This is a genomic window from Cupriavidus sp. MPR-AND1C (assembly GCF_058809705.1).
This window is the reverse complement of sequence record NZ_JBXASU010000013.1, coordinates 9,706-26,507: the sequence shown is the minus strand read 5'-3', so window position 1 is coordinate 26,507 and position 16,802 is coordinate 9,706. Positions and strand designations below refer to the sequence as shown.

Here is a 16,802-nt window from a genome sequence, read left to right as displayed (position 1 = left end):
ACCATTATTGGCGAAATGGGGTGGGAACGCCATGTGGGGTGAATCCGGATCTCGGGCAGGGTGGCGACGGTGTGCTTGGTGGGAAGGGGATTGTCGGCAGGAGCTTCTTCTTTTGGTGCGCTGCACGATGACTGTTTCGCACCTGCAATTCACCTGGCGATGCCGTCGTCACGGGACCTACGCTTCCACCAGTCCACGCACCAGTGCGCGCGCAAGCGCTATCACCCCCGCCTCGATGGCATCGATGCCGACAGACGCAAAACCCAGCACCAGCCCCGGCGGCGCCGGCCGGTCGATCGCGTAGAGCGATAGCGGTCGTGTCTCGATGCCCTCGCACGCCGCGCGGTGCGCTACGTCGGCTTCCACCATGTCTGGCGGAAGAAAGGCCGGCGCATCGAGCCCTGCAATGATCCGAGGGACATCCAGCAGCCCCGAAAGATGCCGGTCGGCGGCGCTATTGAGCGCTTCGGCGCGCTCGCCGTACAGCATGCGCATGCGGCGGATGTGGCGGCCAAAATGGCCGTCCGCGATGAACTCGTGCAGCACTGACTGCTGGTCCAGTGGCACATGTCGCGCAGTCAACGACAACGCAGCCACGAACGGGTCGACTAACCGCTCGGGCAAGATTGCGTATGCGGTCCGCAGCGCGGGAAACAGTACCTTGCTGAACGTTCCGCAGTAGATCACGTGCCCATCGTGATCGATGCCCTTCATCGCGGCCAATGGATTGCCCACGAAGCGGTATTCGCTGTCGTAGTCATCCTCGATGATGACGGCGCCGCGCTCCCGCGCCCATTCGAGCAGCGACAACCGCCGTTCAAGCGCAAGCGGCGGTCCGAGCGGCGCTTGCCGCCCAGCGGTGACATAGGCGAGACGCGCGTCTGGCGCGTGCTGCCGTCCCCATTCCACGTCGATACCGCACGCATCGACAGGCACGCCGACAACCCGGGCACCCGCAGCTTCGAGCACCAAGCGCGCGCCCGGGTAGCCCGGATCTTCCATCCACGCGACGTCGCCCGGATCGAGCAGCAGACGCGCGCCCAGATCAATAGCCTGCTGGACGCTGCCCAACACCACGACGCAGTCTGCCGTGCACGTAATCCCGCGGGACATCCCCACGTATGCGGCAATCGCCTCGCGCAGCGGCCGATACCCTTGCGCCTCACCATCGCCGAGCAGATCGCGCCGGGTGCGGCGAGCGCGTTTCGCCGCCAGTCGTGCCCACAGGTCGAACGGAAACGCATCGAGATCGGGTTGGCTGGCCCGAAAGGCCTTGGCGGGACTCGAGCGGCCGCTCGCCTGAAACGCTGTTCGCCCAAGAAGACGACCACGTGCGGAGAGTGCGACACCATGATTGCGCGCGCCGTCCTCGTCCTCGTCCTCGTCCTCGTCCTCGTCATTGCCCTTGCCCTTGCGCTCGTGCGCGCCTAACCGCCCGTCGCGCTTCTTGATCGACGGCCGATCGCTGCTGTCGATGCGTCGATCCGGCAATTCGGACGCGACGAAACTGCCTCGCCCGACCGCGCCCGTCAGATACCCTTCGGCCGTGAGCTGTGAAAACACGCCTAGCACCGTGCCGCGAGATAACGCAAAACGTGCCGCAAGATCGCGCGACGAAGGCAGGCGCGCCCCTGGCGACAGCCGGCCCATCAGAATGGCGTTGCGCAGTTCGTCGTATAGCCAGCGTTGCAATGGCATCCCGTCCGGTCGCGGCGCAAGTGCAAGTTCGATCTGTTCGGCTCGGCGCATCGTTGCTTTTCATAATGGCTCAATCAATTTCTCAATAATGGACCTTTTTTGTGACCATTAACACCCCTATCCTGCTCGTCATCAAGCATGCGACAACCCGTTGCATCGTTCGCAATCGCAATCGCAATCGCAAACAGGAGAAGAGAGATGACGCACAGGGTTTTGGTGGCCGGAGCAAGCGGCGCCATTGGCACCGCACTGGTGCCCCTGCTAATCGCCGCGGGCTATACGGTGTTCGGCAGCACCCGGCGCCCCGACCGGGCAAAACACCTCGAAGCCGCCGGTGTCACGCCGGTCGTCGTGGACGTATTCGATGCGCTCGCGCTACGCGACGCGTTGGGTCGCATCGCGCCGCATAGCGTGATTCACCAATTGACGGATCTGCCCTCCGGGCTGGACCCCGCCCGCATGGCCCAGGCGGTGACCGCCAACGCCCGGATTCGCGACGAAGGAACGCGTAACCTGGTTGCCGCGGCAATTGCAGCCGGTAGCAAGCGGATGATTGCGCAAAGCATCGCGTGGGCGTATCGACCAGGCGCGACGCCCTACGATGAAAGCTGCGCACTCGATATCGATGCCCATGGCCCGCGCGGTACCAGCGTGCGGGGCGTAGCGGCACTGGAGCGCCATGTGTTGGAAACGGCGCCGCTGACCGGGACCGTACTCAGGTATGGACAGATTTACGGGCCCGGCACGGGTCGCGATGTCCCCGCCGGCTCAAGCCCGCTGCACGTCGAAGCCGCCGCGTTTGCGGCTTGGCTTGCGCTCGAACGGGGCACATCGGGGATATACAACATTGCGCAGGACGACGCCGAGGTCAACAGTGCCAAGGCGAAGCGTGAGCTGGGTTGGTCGCAGGACCTGCGATCGGGGACACAGGTATGAACCCGCGTGCTCTGCCGCTCCTCGCACACTTGGCGCACCTGCCGCGGCTGCCGGGCAATCCCATGATGCTTGCGGCAATCGCAGTGGCATTGCTGGCGCCTGGTCCGGCGACGCCCCGTTCGGCGATCGACTGGTTCGCCAGCATGTGTAGCAGCGGTGGCGATCCGCTGCTGTCCCGTGCATCGCCGGATGCCAGCGCGACGGGCCGTCCCACTTCGACCGTAAAAGTGCTGTCGTGCGAAGCCCTGCCTGACGCGCCGGGCAAATCGTTGACGACGGCCATCGTCGACTTTCCGCCGCTCGGCTTTACGCCCGCACATCGTCACCCGGGTTCGGTGACGGCGGTCGTGCTGGAAGGGACGATCCGCTCTCAACTGGCGGGAGGCCCACCCATCGATTATGTCAGTGGACAGACCTGGTTCGAGCCGCCGCGCACGCTTCACCTGTTCGCCGAGAATCCCGATCCGACGCGCCCGGCACGGCTTCTTGCGACATTCGTTTCCGACACCGGTTGTGGGGCATTGGTGCTGCCCCAGGATTAGATTTCAAGGTCAGTGCACAGGCGGCCGCCCCAGAGCGGCATCCCCGGGCAGTTGACGATGGTGGCGTTCGATAACGCAAGAATTTGTCACCACATCGATCAGCGGACATCAGCGGGCACTTGACCGCTGGCTCTCCGAACCTCGCATGGTGCTGCTGCATCCGCCGCCCTGCAGCCCCGCGCTGAACCTGATTGCAATCGTCTGGAAACAGGCCAGGCGCCACTGGGGCAACTCTGTCACCCGGGCCAAGGAAACCATCGGCTCCGAGATCACTGAACTTCTCGGCGGCTATGGGGAAAAACGCCAAATCAACTTCTCTTGAGCGCTTAACCTGCGGTTATAGGGCGACCATCAAAAAGCACGCGACGACGAAAATATTTGTTCCTATGATACGGACAGCCTCCTGACCAGCATGCGACAACGTTCCGGGGGGGCCTAAGGTTCGGTAATCCATCGGCAGCCCAAACCACGGCGTCGTCGTCAATGGCCGAACACCAGTCGGTGGTGTGCGTCTCGCGCGCGGAACCGCTCTTCATGCGAATCGACAACAAGTGAGAGTTCGATGAAACGATGGACTTATGCCGCCACGGCAGTGGCGTTGCTCAGTGGGTTCGCGACGGCGAGCGTCGCTTTCGCCGCACTGCCGGCGAAACTCAACGCAGCAACGAGCGGCGACCTGCCGCCGGTGTCATTTACGAACGCGCAGAACGAGCTCGACGGATATGACGTCCAGGTCGCGCGCTTTGTCGCTAAATACCTCGGCATTCCCATGCGACTGGACCGCCTCGAATTCAAGGGGATTCTGCCCGGATTGCAAACCGGTCGCTTCGATATCGTTTTCTCGAACGTCAATATCACGCCTGAGCGAGCCGCTATCTTTGATTACTCGATCCCATATTCGCGATCCGCAGTCGTCGTCGTCGTGCGCGATGGGGTGACCGACGTGAAGAGTTTCAAGGATCTGAAAGGCAAGCGCGTCGGCGCTATCGCCGGCGCGAGCGATGGCGAAATTCCGGCTCGGGAACTCGAAAAGCAGTATGGGGAGTTCGCGATCTTCAAGGGTTACGCCGGCTACGCCGAAATGTTCACGGATCTCGCTGTTGCTCGGCTCGACGCCATCATCGCGCCGGATACCTCGGCGGCGAACCTGTTACGCCAACGCCCGGGGGTAGCGTCGATTGTCCGCGAGCCCTATCGGATCCGCTATGTCGGCGCGCCAATGCCAAAAGGTTCGGCCGAGCTGAAAGCCAAAGTGGATGCGGCGATTCGGGAGATGAAAAAGAACGGACTGCTCGACAAATGGGGCATGCAGTACTTCGGCATCGATCATTACAGCGCCCAACTACCGGAAGACACGAAGTGACTTTAACAAACGAAAGCGCTAACGCATCTGCGGGCAGCGATTCGACTGCCACGCACGAGGGGAACCCATGAATATCGATTTCGTACAGGTTCTGCCATATCTGCCGATCTTGCTCAAGGCCGCGCTGCTGACGATACTCCTGGCCGTGGTGACGCAGGTTTGCGGAACCGTGTTCGGCCTTCTGCTCGCCCTCGGGCGCGACTCGCGCCATGCAGTCCTGCGCGGCGCCGCGTTCATCTACATATGGATTTTCCGGGGCACGCCGGTTCTGTTGCATCTGTTTTTCGTCTACTACGCAGCGCCCATGTTCGGGTTGCGGCTCGAGGCGTTGCCCGCGGCAATCATCGCCCTTTCGATGAGTTCCGCCGCCTATAACGCCGAGATTATTCGCGCCGGCATTCGCGCCGTGCACCGTGGCCAACGCGAGGCCGCCCAAGCGGTCGGCATGACCAATCCACGGATTCTGCGGCATGTCATCCTGCCACAGGCCACACGCATCGTGCTGCCTCCGTACATGGGCAACTTCATCAGTCATACCAAGAGCACGTCGCTTGCGTCGGTGATTACGGTGCCAGAACTGATGCTGAGCGCGCAGACGATCTACAGCAGCACGTACCGCGCCGTGGAAGTCCTCACGATAGCCGGGGCAATCTATCTGGCGCTTACAACCGTACTGACGCTGGTGCAGCTCCATTTCGAGAACTCGACGGTCGAGCGTCGTGGCCTGCCAGCGCGTCGAAGGCGCGCACTCGGCCTCGGCGCTGCAACGCGGGAGGGCGCGTGATGATTGATGTGCCGATGATCGACGTACGCGATCTCTACAAACAGTTTGACGCCGTCAAGGCCCTGAATGGCGTGAATCTTGAAGTTCAGCGCGGCGAGGTGGTTTGCCTGATAGGCCCGAGCGGATCGGGCAAAAGCACGCTGCTGCGCTCGATTAATTATCTGGAACGTCCGACCCGCGGCGACATTTCCATTGACGGCCAAACTGTCGGTCACGTGAATCAAGCCGCTAAGAAAGCGCGGCCGATGTCCGGCAGGGAGCTCGCTCGCGTGCGCTCCGAAGTGGGCATGGTGTTCCAGATGTTTTACTTGTGGCCGCATCTGTCCGTGCTGGAAAACGTGACGCTCGGCATGGTCGAAGTACGCGGCGTGCGACTTGCGGATGCCGCACAACGGGGACGCCAACTGCTTGCGAAAGTCGGCCTTTCGGGAAAGTATGATGCCTATCCCGAGCAATTGTCGGGCGGGCAGCGGCAACGTGTCGCCATTGCTCGTGCGCTGGCGATGGACCCCAAGATCATCCTGTTCGACGAACCGACGTCCGCGCTAGACCCTGAACGTGTGGGGGAAGTGCTGCAGACCATGGAAACCGTAGCGGCGGAAGGCATGACGATGATTGTCGCGACGCATGAAATGGGCTTTGCCCGGCGCGTCGCCGATCGCGTCGTCTTCATGGACGAAGGCCGCGTTGTAGAGGCAGGTAGTCCCGGGGACATATTCGATCGGCCACAGAGCGCCAGACTCAAGCAATTCCTCGACAAGGTGTTGCAATGACTGAGCACCCGCAGTCAATCACGCTTTCGGGAGGGGCGCGCGCAATGTCTGAGTTCGACCTGGTAGTGCGCAATGGCAGCGTGTTCATCGATGGCAGGCTGGAACGCGTTCATGTGGGCGTAAAGGACGGCCGGATCGCGGCACTGGCGGAAACGCCGCTCGAAGGCGCGACTGTCCTCGATGCGTCAGGCAAACTCGTGCTGCCCGGCGGCATCGACGTTCATTGCCACATCGCACAGATGACCTCGACCGGAGCCACCACCGCCGACGATTTCTATAGTGCGACGGTAGGCGCGGCTTTTGGCGGCACCACACTGGTGATGCCTTTCGCCGCGCAACATCGAGGCGATTCGCTGCGTGCAAGCGTGTCCGCCTATCGCGAGCGAGCAGCGGGACGCGCGGTGGTCGATTACGCGTTCCACATGATCGTGACCGACCCCAGCGAGCAGGTGCTGAAGGAGGAGTTGCCGGCGTTGGCGGCGGAGGGCTTCACGTCGGTGAAGCTCTACATGACCTATGATGCGCTACGCCTTGACGATCGGTCGATGCTGGAAACACTCTTGCACGCGCGCCGACTCGGCGTACTGCCGATGATCCATGCCGAAAGCCACGACATGATCGGATGGTTGACCGAGCGCCTGCTCGCGCTCGGCTACCGGAAGCCGAAGTATCTTGCTCACGCAAGGCCCGCGCTTGCCGAGCGAGAAGCCACGCATCGCGCGATCAGCATGGCGGAACTCCTCGATATCCCCATCTTCGTGGTTCATGTATCCTCCGCTGCAGCTGCCGAGCAGATCGCTATCGCTCAGCGTCAGGGCCTGCCGATCCTCGCCGAGACTTGCCCCCAGTATCTGCTGTTGACTGAAAGCGATCTCGATCGGCCGGCGAAAGAGGCGGTCAAATATTGCTGTTCACCGCCCCCGCGCGATGCCAGCAATCAGGCCGCGCTATGGGACGGTTTGCGCGATGGTCTGTTTTCCTGTTTCTCATCCGATCACTCGGTATTTCATCTCGACGGACCGCATGGCAAGTGGCAGGCCGGGGACGACCCGCCATTCAACAAGATTCCGTATGGCTTGCCTGGACTAGAAACGCGGCTGCCTTTGCTGTTTTCCGAAGGCGTGACCAAAGGGCGGATCTCGCTCGAGCGATTCGTCGAATTGACGTCGACGGGGCCCGCGCGGGTATTTGGCCTCGATGGCCGAAAAGGCAAGATCGCGCTGGGCGCCGATGCCGATCTCGCGCTCTGGGATCCGCAGGCCGAAGCTACGCTCTCGACGGCCACGCTGCACGACGGCACCGGCTACACGGTCTATGAAGGAACGAACGTACGCGGCATGCCGGTAACGACAGTGAGCCGCGGTGTCATCGTCTGCCACGAGGGCACGCTGCGGGCTTGCGCTGGCCATGGAACGCTCGTTCCTTGCGAGCGTATCGCCAGCGTCGGCAGGCGGCCAGCGCCTGCGCCATGGCTCGCATGACCGCCGGAGGCTGTTGCGGGGCGAATCCGCTCTGCCTGCCAGGAGCGGCGCGATGACAGTCCTGATCACCGGGGGCTCGGGTTTTATCGGGTTGAATGTTGCCGCGTGCCTGCTTTCCCGCGGCGATACGGTTATCGCGTTTGGACCCGAACCGCCGCCCGCGCCAGCGTTCGAGCAACTCAGCGAGCTTGCGGGAACGTTCCTGTTCAAATCGGGCGATGTGCGGGATCGCGGCTCGATTGTCGACGCGCTACGCCATCACGACGTTTCGCGAGTCATCCATGGCGCCGCGATCACCGCGAGCCTCGCGCGAGAGCACTCGCAGGCTCCACTAATCGCCGAGGTCAATCTGATCGGCACGCTCAACGTGCTTGATGCGGCTTGCGCCGCAGGCGTGCATCGAGTCGTTCACTTGAGCAGCGGTGCGGTGTACGGCATGGGTGGCCACGGGCAGACCGAGTTGGTCGAAGATCGCGATGTGCCGGAGCCGGAGTCACTGTACGGGATCACGAAATATGCCGCGGAGCGCGCGGCCCTGCGCTACCGGGCAACGCGAAGCCTCGACGTGATAGTGGCCCGGCTCGGCGTGGTATTCGGACGATGGGAATACGATACCGGCGTGCGCGACACGATGAGCATTCCCCTGTTGCTCGCCCAATTGGCAGAAGCGCGACACCCAGCGCGCTTCTGCGCTGACTTGCCGGACGACTGGCTTTACGCCGGCGACGCCGCCGATGCCATCGTCGGAATCACCGATGCAATCAACCTGGCGCATTCTCTTTACCATATCGGTACGGGCCGGCGCTGGTCGCCATCCGCATGGTGCGAACGCCTGCGCGCGGTCTATCCGGGCTTTACGTACGAACGGGTTGCGCGGCGGCAGGACGCAAATGTTGGTGTGCATGCCCCGGCCGCGCGACCGCCGTTTTCGGTCGAGCGCTTGCGACAAGACCTCGGATTTGCGCCACGTTTTCACGAGGAGCGAGCCTTTTCCGATTATCTGCAGTGGCGGGCGAGCGTGTATGAGGGGGCTGCGCAAGGCAGCACGGGATCCTGATCGCATGCGCGCCGAGCCAGGGAGCACGGGGGCGAATTCGAACGAATGGGCGTGATGTGGTGCGTGGTCGCGGCGCATCGGTCGCGGCTCCCCGGCGGATACAGGCGCATCGCCATCAAGAGACGCACCAGCACTTCGCGCGGCATATCCCGCCATATCACGCCGTATCACGCCATATCCCGCTGGCACGCCACACCTGGCGAAAGCGCCTCTTTAACCTGCCCCGGCTGGCAGTCGAGCGCCAGGTGCCTCGCCGTCAGATAGTCCGCCAGCCGCGCCTCACCGGGCAGTTCCTTCTTGTGGCATCTCAGGCCCAGAGACTCGAGCTAAGGATGGTGTTCAGAACTCGTTTTGCCGCACTGAGCCATCAACATAGCGCCGATGCGGTGCAGGCGGTGCGGCACCGGGCTCGAATGCAGCGCGACGTTGGGCATAAAGAAGGCGCCGATTGCCTCCCCGCTCGGGCGGCTTTTGCGCTCATGCAATGGCCTCGCGCATCAGTCGTTCGCGCGTCATCCGCAGATTGCTCAGAGCGAACAGCGTGTGCAACTGCTGCGTGTTCTTCATCAGGCCGCGATAGCGCACCTTTAGATGCCCGAACTGGCGCTTGATGACCCGAAACGGATGTTCCGCTTTCGCCCGGATACGCGCCTTGACCCGCTCCAGTTCATCGGCGAGCTTGCCCACCACGGTGGCCTTGTCCAACGCGCGTCGCTTGCCCGGGCGCAATGCCGCGTGCCAACGCACCTTCAGCTTCTGCGTCTCTTCGCGCTTGTCTATGCCCTGATCGCCCGCATCGCCAAACACGTCGGCCTCCTTGCTCGCTAATGGCGGCTTCCAAACCAGAAGGGACATCAGTCTGAGCGCCCAAAGACGCCCAGCTCCACCGAGCGGGGCGTCTCCCCTGTTAATGCCTGTCAGCTTGCCGGATTGCGTGCCATGACGATCCACGCAGCGCCGTCGATCATCACCGACCGCTCGCCGGGGAGTCCCGCGAATGCGGCACGAACCGCGGCCGAGGCGCGGGCGCGGATGTCGTCGGGCTGATCAGCGAGCGCACGCGACAGTGGGCCGACCTCGAGCGTCATCTTCACCGCGTCGTCGATCGCCGCGTCCCGCGTCCCGCCCTCGCCGAACGGGACGGAAGCGTCGAAGGGCACGATAGCGATATCGGTGAAGCCGGCCGCCGTCAGGATGCGTGCCACGCGCCCCCGGTCGCCGAACGAAAATGGGCCGGGCGCTTCGGGATCGGGCTGCGCACTCGGCGGGACGATGCCCTTGAGCGCGCCCATCGGCACGCGCACCCAATCGTTTTCGGCCGCGCCGCGCCAGCAGACGAAAGCGACCCGCCCGCCGGGCCGCAGCGCGCGTCGCATATGGGTGAACGCCGCTGTCGGATCGTCGAAGAACATCACCCCGAAACGCGAGAACAGGATGTCGAACGCGCCCTCGGGCAGCTCGGCGCTGCTGGCGTCGGCCACCTGGAACAGGACCGGCGTATCCTGTGGCGCAAGCGCGCGCGCTCGGCCGATCAGCGGTGCGGATATGTCCACGCCCAGCACTTGTCCCCCCGCGCCGACGCGGGCGGCCAGAGCCAGACTCGACGCGCCCGCGCCGCAGCCGACGTCCAGCACGCGCTCACCCGTCGCGGGCGCGGCGGCTTCTATCGCGGCCTGGCCGAACACCGCCACCATAGCGTCGAGCCGGGCCTGGTTGGCGACCCAGCGCTCCCCGCTTTGACCATTCCAGTCGGCGACCTGATAGGCATTTTGCTCTGCCATGTCATCTCCTTGTTCTGATTCGTTATTAACTAGCTACCCTTTGTTCGAGGCAAGGGGGAGCCGAACCGATGATCGGTGCCGCCTGGTGCCGGACCTCGAAGGACAACCGCTCCTGCCATTCCGTCAAACTCGACGATCCGTCCTTCACCGCGCCGATCTACGCCAACCTTTTCGAAGGCGACGACGCAACGGGAGAAGTGAATCTGTGCTCTCAAACCAGCATCGACTGCTGGGCGAAGATACCCGCCATCGCGCCCTGCGATGATGCCTGGGTGACCGAGGGCAAGAGGGGCGTGGCAAGGTCGCCGGCGGCGTAGATGCCGGGCATGGTGGTTTGGCGGCGCTCGTCGACCTTAATGGCGATGCCGGCGGGCGTATCCACCGTGGCGAGGCCCAGCGATTCATGCAGGCTTGCGGACGGCTTGTTGCGCGGCTGGGCGAACAGGACGTCGACCGCGACATTGCGGCGGGTATCGAGATTGACGGTGGTGATATGGCCCTTGTGATGGGCGATCTCGACGATCCGGCCATCGACGACAGGTATGTTGCGGCGCGCCAGATCGGCCTGGATATCGGACGCAATGGCATGACCATCGGCGAAGACAGTCAATTTGTCAGTCCAATCGCGGAACAGCCTGACAGACTGGTGCGACTGCGGGCCGGACCAAACGAGGCCCCAATGCTGGCCGGCGACTTCAAAGCCGTCGCAATAGGGGCAGGGCACGATGGACGTGCCCCAGCTTTCGGCAAAGCCCGGAACATCAGGCATCTGGTCGGCGATGCCATAGCTCAGTATCAGGCGGCGCGCCCTTAGGCTTTCGTTATCGTCAGTGACGACGCAGAAATCGTCGATGGCGCCAGACACGCTCTCGGCCCGGGCATTGACCAGCCTGATCGTTGGATAGCGCGCCAACTGCTGCCGCGCCTCGACTAGGATGTCCAGCGGCGGCTTGTGATCGTGGCCGAGCAGGCCATGCGAGTGGGCGGCAAAGCGGTTGCGCGGCCGGCCGGTATCGAGAACGGTGACCTTGCGGCGGGCACGGCCGAGCTGCAGGGCGGCGGCGAGGCCGGCAAAGCTGCCGCCGATGATGATGACGTCATCCATGGTGATGGGCTCCGTGTTGTGGATGGAGGGGGTTGGGCTGGGCCTGGCTTGCACATTTAGGGTACTATGTGGTATCGTAATGCAGGAATTTTAATACTGTCAAGTACTGGAATTGTCGTGACCGAAAACAGCCAGGGCCGGCGCGGCCGGCCCGCCAACGAGGCGCTTCGCCAAACGATAGTCGACGCCGCCTGCGAACTCTTTGTGGAATTGGGTTTTCAAGCGACGACCATGGACAAGGTCGCCCAGCGGGCGAAGATATCCAAGCTAAGCATCTATCGGCACTTCGAGAACAAGGAGGCGCTGTTCAGCGCGGCCATGGCGGCCCACTGCCATCAGTTTGCACCACAGGCCCTTTTTGAAGGCGTCAACGGTTCGGCCGAAGATCAGCTCATGGCGGTGGGATCATCCCTGCTTCGCACGCTGTTGAGCCCGGACGTCCGCAGTGTCGAAGCCATGGTCTTGGCCGACAAGACGAATCAAAAGTCGTTAAGCAAGCTCCATTACGAAGCCGGGCCCGCGTATGTCATCGCCCAAATCGAGGCCCTGTTGCGTCAGTTGCACGCGAAGGCGGTTCTGAACGTGCCCGATGCTCCCCGGTCCGCCCGCTTGTTTGCCGCGCTTTTCAAAGGATCCGATCTCCTGCTTATCGCACGCTTCGATGAGGCGAGAGCAGGGGACGACAACGAAATCGAATCCTATTGCCGGTCGGCCGTCGCCATGTTCATCGCCGCGCACGGTGGCATCTAAAGGTGCGCTATCTGTTAGCGCCGATGTCAAAATGACCCACCTGGGTCAGATTTCAATCGGCGCCTTCTTTATGCCGAACGTCGCGCTGCATTCGAGCCAGGTGCCGCACCGCTTGCACCGCATCGGCGCTATGTTGATGGCTCAGTGCGGCAAAACGAGTTCTGAACACCATCCCCAAATCCAATGTCTGCGGCACATTCCGCCCCAGTGCCGTCCCGGAACAACCCCGAGCTTGCGAAAGTGCGGCTAGACGGCACCCCGCGGCGGATTACCTGGCGAGTGTGTCAGGCAACTCGCCGCAGCGATTCGAAATCCAGTTCGGTGAGCGTATGGATGAACTCTTGTGCCAGCTGCGACAGTGGCTCGAAGCGCGCGTGCAAGACGTTGACGTCCATTGTGATGTCCGGCAACAGGGGTCGAATGACGACACCCGGCCAGACCTGCCCGAGTACGGCAACTTCATCGGCGATGGTGATACCGACACCCGCTTGTACCAAGGCGCAGGCGGCATGGGTCAGCCGCACCTCGACCGCCAGCCGCACCGCTATGTCGGCGCCCGAAAACAACTGATGGATCAGATTGCCGAACGGCGTATCGGCTGAGTAACCGATCAGGTCGACATTTTCCAGGTCACGTACATGCAATGTACTGCGGCTTGCAAGTGGATGGTTTTGCGGAAGAACGACGACGAGATGATCCTCATAGATCGATTTTTGCTCGATATTCGGGTGGTCGAGCGAAAACATCGCGACACCCAGTTCAGCTTTACTGGTCAACAGCGTCTGTATGAGCTGCGTCGAGGTCTGCGTCATCAGGTTGACGCAGACCGTCGGAAAGCGCTTGCGAAAGCGGGCGATCGCCGCCGGGATGAGTGTCTGGCCCAGGCTCGGACTGACCACTAGTTGCAGCGTCCCACTTGTGTTCTGGACCAGATCCTTAGCCACATCGTTGACGCGCAGGAGGCTCTGATGGAGCGCGTTGACTTCGACATAAAGCCGGCGTGCCTCCGGCGTAGGATACAACCTGCCCTTGATGCGTTCGAAGAGCTTAAGCTTGAGCTGTGATTCCGTGTGCGAAATCATCCTGCTGATCGCCGGCTGGGAGACGTACAGAAGCTTTGCCGCACCGCTGATTGTTCCAGCCACCATGATGGCGCGGAAGACTTCGATCTGACGCAGGTTTATTTGCATTTCATTGATCTTGTTGTGTCAAGAAGCTAACCGGACATGCCAGCAAAACGGATGGCGAGCAAGCCTGCTTGTGATCACGCGGGCGATGGGCAATCGCAACGTAGAAATCAGGTGCAGGCGCGTCATGATGCCTTCCTCTTCGCCCGGGCCTCGCTGCGTGTCCTGGCGTCCACATTACATCACGTCATTCGTCAAGACGAACAAGAATGATCGCAACGACGCGCAAGCCATAGGTGGGGTCGCGTCTCTCCCGATCATGAGCTTGTCACAGTGAAGTCCGTTGAACAACAGGACGGGCAAGCGGCACATCGTCTGCGCAAATCGTCCTGGCGGCAGAATAGTGATGCCATCTACACCCCGATGTCTGCATCGTGATCCGTCATCCGACAGCGCAATACACGATGAAATTTCTTTGGTGGAGGGCAACCCGGTACCGGTTTGCGAAGCCTCTTAAAGGTGATGATAAGACCGCCTTGAGGGGTGCATGTGGCGCTATCAACGCAAAAAAATCCTGCTACGGCACCACGCGTCGCTTTTCATCGAGAAGTATTGCTCGCGTCTGCGCCGGCTTCTCAGGTTCAGGTCGGTCCGTTTCATGAGCTTATTGGGCCCGTTGTGCCTATTGGGCCTATTGGGCCTATTGTGCCTCTTCTGTCCATCCGGCAACGACCAATATCGGCTGCGTGTTGAACGCCACCGCTGCCGCCATTCTCGAATACCCGTTGCCTAGGGTATTTACGAATTGCGATAAATTATAAAAACTATCCTTAACAACCGGTTATGCGATGGAGAAAAATAAGCATACGACATTCGGAATTTGAAATGGTTAAATCTGTCGGTATCGCGCCCCTGCCCGCAGCCGCAAAGCGTGTGAAAACGCGCTCGACAGTGTCGTTGAGTTGCGGTAACGCCATGCCATGGAATTCCTTGAGCCACAACATCCGCTTATGCAAGATCCGAATGCTTCGTTTCTCATGCTGACCCCAAGCCCCTTGACCGCGGAAGCGTTTGCCCCGTTCGGCGACGTCATCGCGATTGCCAATGGTCAGCGGCGCAATCACTTCAAGCTCGCGTTCGAATCGTCCTCCGAGACGGGCGAGCCTGCGTTGTGGGTGAGTTGGCCGCCGCAGGTTGCAGGCGACCTGATCGAGGTCGCCAAGCTCGAGCGCCATCCGTATGCCGCTCAGACCTTCATTCCGATTCGCGAGGGCAGGTACCTGGTGGTCGTGTGTCATGCGGCCGCGGACGGAAGTCCTGATTTATCGACGCTGCGCGCACTGATCGCGCAGGCCGATCAGGCAGTCACCTATCGCCGCAATGTCTGGCATCACGGGTTGACCGTACTCGATGACCGGACCCGTTTTGCGGTCGTGACGACGATATCCGGTCAGCACGACGACGACACTTTCTTCGAACTCGAAACGCCGGTGCGGGTGAAGTTGCCGGCGGCCGGCACTGCAGGAGCGTTCAATGTCCAAGCCAGATGATTCGTTCGTTCGCGACTTCGTGGGTTATGGCCGCACTCCGCCGGATCCGAAGTGGCCCGGCGGCGCCCGCCTTGCTCTGAATTTCTGCATCAACTACGAGGAGGGCGGTGAACCGTCCATCGGGGACGGAGATCCGGCGACCGAAGCCGGACTTACCGAGGGTGGCGCGGGTGGATTCGACGGGCGCGATCTTGCCGCCGAATCGATGTTCGAATATGGCAGCCGTATCGGATTCTGGCGCATCGCGCGCTTGCTTCAGCAGCACGGTATGCCTGCGACCGTTTTCGGCTGCGCGCTGGCGCTCGAACGTAACCCCGAAGCGTGCGCGGCCATCCGGGAATTCGCTTTCGACGTGTGCGCGCATGGCTGGCGTTGGGAGCGGCACCAACTGTTCGACGAAGCCACCGAACGCGAACGTATCCGCCGCACCGTGGCGAGCCTCGCACAAAGCGTCGGTGAGCGCCCTCTCGGCTGGTATTGCCGCTATGGCCCGGGGTTGAACACGCGAAGGTTGGTCGCCGAGGAGGGCGGTTTCCTGTACGACTCGGACGCCTATAACGACGAGCTTCCCTACTGGACCATGGCTGCCGGCAAGCCGCATTTGGTCATTCCCTATGGGCTTGTCAGCAACGATGCCAAGTTCATCCGGGGCGGCATGGCGACCGGCAACGACTTTTACGAGTATTTGCGCGACGCGTTCGACCTGCTTTATGAGGAAGGTGCCGACGCACCGAAGCTGATGTCCGTTGGCTTGCATCTGCGCCTGAGCGGCCATCCGGGACGCGCCGCCGGCCTGCGACGGTTTCTCGATCACGTGTCGCGTCACAAAGATGTCTGGGTCTGCCGGCGTGCGGATATTGCGCATCACTGGTACGCGTTACACCCTCATTCGGTCAAGCCTTTGCAATCCCATCGATAAACTTCAAACAGTGAGCGGAAAAAATGAATCTCGGAAAATCATCGCGTAAGGCGGTCGTCGCATGCGTCGGCCTGTTGCTTGCGTTGGGCTACGCCGCGAGTCAGGCGGCCGAATCGGAACATCCGGCCAGCCAGCCCGTCGTGGTCGGCACCGATTTCGGGATCGCGCCATGGGTCACGCGCACCGAAACCGGTCCGCAAGGCTTTGGTGTCGATCTGATCAACGAGGTCGCGCGCCGCATCGGTCGCCCTGGCGTGAAGATCGTGGATATCAATTTCTCGGGGCTGTTCTCGGCGTTGTTTTCGAAACGCATTGAATTCACGGTGAACCCGTTGAACATCACTGCCGATCGTGCCGAACGCGTGCTGTTTACCGAGCCCATTATCTCCACCGGCAATGGATTCCTGGTGCGCGCGAACGATCAGATGAAGGGATTTGACGACCTTAGAGGGAAGGATGTGGCCGTCAATCGCGGCACAATTTCCGATACCTGGGCGACGGAGAATGCCGCGAAATTCGGCTTCGAGATCCAGCGGTACGACGCGTTTCCCGACACGGTTCAGGCCGTCATTACCGGGCGCGCATTCACAGCGCTGAATGAAATCCCCACGGTAGTGTTCGCCGCCAGCCGGAATAAAGCGATCAAGGTCGGCTACGAGGATTTCAACGGCCGCAATTTTGGCTATGCATTCCGCCCCGACGATGTGGCCTATCGGAACAAGGTTGACGAAGCCCTGAAATGCATGAAGCTGGATGGCACGCTTCGCAAAATGTATGTGAAATGGTACGGCACGGCGCCCGGCAAGGGTTCAGCCGCCGACACGGTCTATCCGGGTTACGGCGCGCCGGGCTTCAAGGGCTACGATCCGCACCCGCATACGCCGCAATGCAATTGACGACCCAAGTCGCGGGGGGGGGGGGGGGGGGGGGGGGGGG

17 protein-coding genes and 2 pseudogenes are annotated in these 16,802 nt (G+C 61.9%); 14 read left to right on the top strand and 5 right to left on the bottom strand.

The window, feature by feature from the left end:
• Positions 1-177 precede the first annotated feature (177 nt).
• On the bottom strand, positions 178-1,749 hold the full coding sequence (pdxR, locus tag AC1RWI_RS10200; RefSeq protein WP_492866114.1) for a MocR-like pyridoxine biosynthesis transcription factor PdxR: 1,572 nt from the start codon (positions 1,747-1,749) through the stop codon (positions 178-180).
• 147 nt (positions 1,750-1,896) lie between these two features.
• Here pdxR and AC1RWI_RS10195 point away from each other — a divergent pair, with 147 nt between their 5' ends.
• The 8 genes from AC1RWI_RS10195 (at position 1,897) to AC1RWI_RS10160 (ending at position 8,634) form a co-directional block, all read left to right on the top strand.
• On the top strand, positions 1,897-2,634 hold the full coding sequence (locus AC1RWI_RS10195) for an NAD-dependent epimerase/dehydratase family protein (RefSeq protein ID WP_492866112.1): 738 nt from the start codon (positions 1,897-1,899) through the stop codon (positions 2,632-2,634).
• Positions 2,631-3,176, top strand: a complete 546-nt coding sequence (locus AC1RWI_RS10190; protein ID WP_492866110.1) for a cupin domain-containing protein — start codon at positions 2,631-2,633, stop codon at positions 3,174-3,176. The genes AC1RWI_RS10195 and AC1RWI_RS10190 overlap by 4 nt, the downstream gene beginning before the upstream one ends.
• A 145-nt stretch (positions 3,177-3,321) precedes the next feature.
• Complete coding sequence (locus tag AC1RWI_RS10185) at positions 3,322-3,498, top strand: hypothetical protein (RefSeq protein ID WP_158408288.1); 177 nt, start codon at positions 3,322-3,324, stop codon at positions 3,496-3,498.
• A gap of 240 nt (positions 3,499-3,738) precedes the next feature.
• Positions 3,739-4,539, top strand: a complete 801-nt coding sequence (locus AC1RWI_RS10180) for a substrate-binding periplasmic protein (RefSeq protein ID WP_082054922.1) — start codon at positions 3,739-3,741, stop codon at positions 4,537-4,539.
• A 67-nt stretch (positions 4,540-4,606) separates the two neighbouring features.
• A complete protein-coding gene (locus AC1RWI_RS10175) occupies positions 4,607-5,323 on the top strand; it encodes an amino acid ABC transporter permease (RefSeq protein WP_063778419.1) in 717 nt (238 codons plus the stop codon).
• Positions 5,323-6,096 carry an amino acid ABC transporter ATP-binding protein gene (locus AC1RWI_RS10170; protein ID WP_492866219.1) on the top strand — a complete coding sequence of 258 codons (774 nt, stop codon included), beginning with the start codon at positions 5,323-5,325 and terminating at the stop codon, positions 6,094-6,096. The genes AC1RWI_RS10175 and AC1RWI_RS10170 overlap by 1 nt, the downstream gene beginning before the upstream one ends.
• A gap of 44 nt (positions 6,097-6,140) precedes the next feature.
• Entirely contained in the window at positions 6,141-7,577 is a 1,437-nt protein-coding gene (gene hydA, locus AC1RWI_RS10165; RefSeq protein WP_492866107.1) for a dihydropyrimidinase, read from the top strand.
• Positions 7,578-7,629: 52 nt separating this feature from the next.
• Positions 7,630-8,634, top strand: a complete 1,005-nt coding sequence (locus tag AC1RWI_RS10160; RefSeq protein WP_043349010.1) for an NAD-dependent epimerase/dehydratase family protein — start codon at positions 7,630-7,632, stop codon at positions 8,632-8,634.
• Between the two features lie 477 nt (positions 8,635-9,111).
• On the opposite strand, the pseudogene AC1RWI_RS10155 reads toward AC1RWI_RS10160, so the two are convergent.
• Positions 9,112-9,453: pseudogene (locus tag AC1RWI_RS10155) on the bottom strand (IS5/IS1182 family transposase); the annotation flags it as partial.
• Positions 9,454-9,551: 98 nt separating this feature from the next.
• Positions 9,552-10,415 carry a class I SAM-dependent methyltransferase gene (locus tag AC1RWI_RS10150; RefSeq protein WP_043349006.1) on the bottom strand — a complete coding sequence of 288 codons (864 nt, stop codon included), beginning with the start codon at positions 10,413-10,415 and terminating at the stop codon, positions 9,552-9,554.
• 68 nt (positions 10,416-10,483) lie between these two features.
• Between AC1RWI_RS10150 and AC1RWI_RS10145 the strand changes: the two genes are divergently transcribed.
• Positions 10,484-10,732 carry a DUF736 family protein gene (locus AC1RWI_RS10145; protein WP_492866105.1) on the top strand — a complete coding sequence of 83 codons (249 nt, stop codon included), beginning with the start codon at positions 10,484-10,486 and terminating at the stop codon, positions 10,730-10,732.
• Here the strand turns inward: AC1RWI_RS10145 and AC1RWI_RS10140 are convergent.
• Positions 10,627-11,520, bottom strand: a complete 894-nt coding sequence (locus AC1RWI_RS10140) for an NAD(P)/FAD-dependent oxidoreductase (protein ID WP_492866103.1) — start codon at positions 11,518-11,520, stop codon at positions 10,627-10,629. The two genes, AC1RWI_RS10145 and AC1RWI_RS10140, sit on opposite strands and share 106 nt — an antisense overlap.
• Before the next feature lie 117 nt (positions 11,521-11,637).
• Here AC1RWI_RS10140 and AC1RWI_RS10135 point away from each other — a divergent pair, with 117 nt between their 5' ends.
• The gene (locus AC1RWI_RS10135) at positions 11,638-12,270 is read left to right on the top strand and encodes a TetR/AcrR family transcriptional regulator (protein ID WP_492866101.1); all 633 of its coding nucleotides are present in this window, start codon (positions 11,638-11,640) and stop codon (positions 12,268-12,270) included.
• 284 nt (positions 12,271-12,554) lie between these two features.
• Here AC1RWI_RS10135 and AC1RWI_RS10130 read toward each other — a convergent pair whose 3' ends face one another.
• Positions 12,555-13,460 (bottom strand): LysR family transcriptional regulator, encoded by a 906-nt coding sequence (locus tag AC1RWI_RS10130; protein ID WP_043348994.1) that lies wholly within the window; start codon positions 13,458-13,460, stop codon positions 12,555-12,557.
• Between the two features lie 169 nt (positions 13,461-13,629).
• Here AC1RWI_RS10130 and AC1RWI_RS10125 point away from each other — a divergent pair.
• From AC1RWI_RS10125 to AC1RWI_RS10110, 4 genes and pseudogenes are all read left to right on the top strand, one after another.
• Positions 13,630-13,778 (top strand): annotated as a pseudogene (locus AC1RWI_RS10125) (IS110 family transposase); the annotation flags it as partial.
• Positions 13,779-14,377: 599 nt separating this feature from the next.
• Positions 14,378-14,947 (top strand): ureidoglycolate lyase, encoded by a 570-nt coding sequence (locus AC1RWI_RS10120; RefSeq protein ID WP_492866099.1) that lies wholly within the window; start codon positions 14,378-14,380, stop codon positions 14,945-14,947.
• Positions 14,931-15,866 (top strand): allantoinase PuuE, encoded by a 936-nt coding sequence (locus tag AC1RWI_RS10115; RefSeq protein ID WP_492866097.1) that lies wholly within the window; start codon positions 14,931-14,933, stop codon positions 15,864-15,866. The genes AC1RWI_RS10120 and AC1RWI_RS10115 overlap by 17 nt, the downstream gene beginning before the upstream one ends.
• A gap of 23 nt (positions 15,867-15,889) precedes the next feature.
• A complete protein-coding gene (locus tag AC1RWI_RS10110) occupies positions 15,890-16,762 on the top strand; it encodes a substrate-binding periplasmic protein (protein WP_492866095.1) in 873 nt (290 codons plus the stop codon).
• The last annotated feature ends 40 nt before the right edge of the window (positions 16,763-16,802 follow it).

Excerpts from the sequence above, each read along its gene's own strand:
- pdxR (WP_492866114.1), bottom strand. The coding sequence starts at position 1,749 with ATGCGCCGAGCCGAACAGATCGAACTTGCACTTGCGCCGCGACCGGAC.
- AC1RWI_RS10170 (WP_492866219.1), top strand. The coding sequence starts at position 5,323 with ATGATTGATGTGCCGATGATCGACGTACGCGATCTCTACAAACAGTTT.
- AC1RWI_RS10185 (WP_158408288.1), top strand. The coding sequence starts at position 3,322 with ATGGTGCTGCTGCATCCGCCGCCCTGCAGCCCCGCGCTGAACCTGATT.
- AC1RWI_RS10190 (WP_492866110.1), top strand. The coding sequence starts at position 2,631 with ATGAACCCGCGTGCTCTGCCGCTCCTCGCACACTTGGCGCACCTGCCG.
- AC1RWI_RS10110 (WP_492866095.1), top strand. The coding sequence starts at position 15,890 with ATGAATCTCGGAAAATCATCGCGTAAGGCGGTCGTCGCATGCGTCGGC.
- AC1RWI_RS10175 (WP_063778419.1), top strand. The coding sequence starts at position 4,607 with ATGAATATCGATTTCGTACAGGTTCTGCCATATCTGCCGATCTTGCTC.
- AC1RWI_RS10150 (WP_043349006.1), bottom strand. The coding sequence starts at position 10,415 with ATGGCAGAGCAAAATGCCTATCAGGTCGCCGACTGGAATGGTCAAAGC.
- AC1RWI_RS10115 (WP_492866097.1), top strand. The coding sequence starts at position 14,931 with ATGTCCAAGCCAGATGATTCGTTCGTTCGCGACTTCGTGGGTTATGGC.
- hydA (WP_492866107.1), top strand. The coding sequence starts at position 6,141 with ATGTCTGAGTTCGACCTGGTAGTGCGCAATGGCAGCGTGTTCATCGAT.
- AC1RWI_RS10180 (WP_082054922.1), top strand. The coding sequence starts at position 3,739 with ATGAAACGATGGACTTATGCCGCCACGGCAGTGGCGTTGCTCAGTGGG.
- AC1RWI_RS10145 (WP_492866105.1), top strand. The coding sequence starts at position 10,484 with ATGATCGGTGCCGCCTGGTGCCGGACCTCGAAGGACAACCGCTCCTGC.
- AC1RWI_RS10195 (WP_492866112.1), top strand. The coding sequence starts at position 1,897 with ATGACGCACAGGGTTTTGGTGGCCGGAGCAAGCGGCGCCATTGGCACC.
- AC1RWI_RS10130 (WP_043348994.1), bottom strand. The coding sequence starts at position 13,460 with ATGCAAATAAACCTGCGTCAGATCGAAGTCTTCCGCGCCATCATGGTG.
- AC1RWI_RS10160 (WP_043349010.1), top strand. The coding sequence starts at position 7,630 with ATGACAGTCCTGATCACCGGGGGCTCGGGTTTTATCGGGTTGAATGTT.
- AC1RWI_RS10140 (WP_492866103.1), bottom strand. The coding sequence starts at position 11,520 with ATGGATGACGTCATCATCATCGGCGGCAGCTTTGCCGGCCTCGCCGCC.
- AC1RWI_RS10120 (WP_492866099.1), top strand. The coding sequence starts at position 14,378 with ATGGAATTCCTTGAGCCACAACATCCGCTTATGCAAGATCCGAATGCT.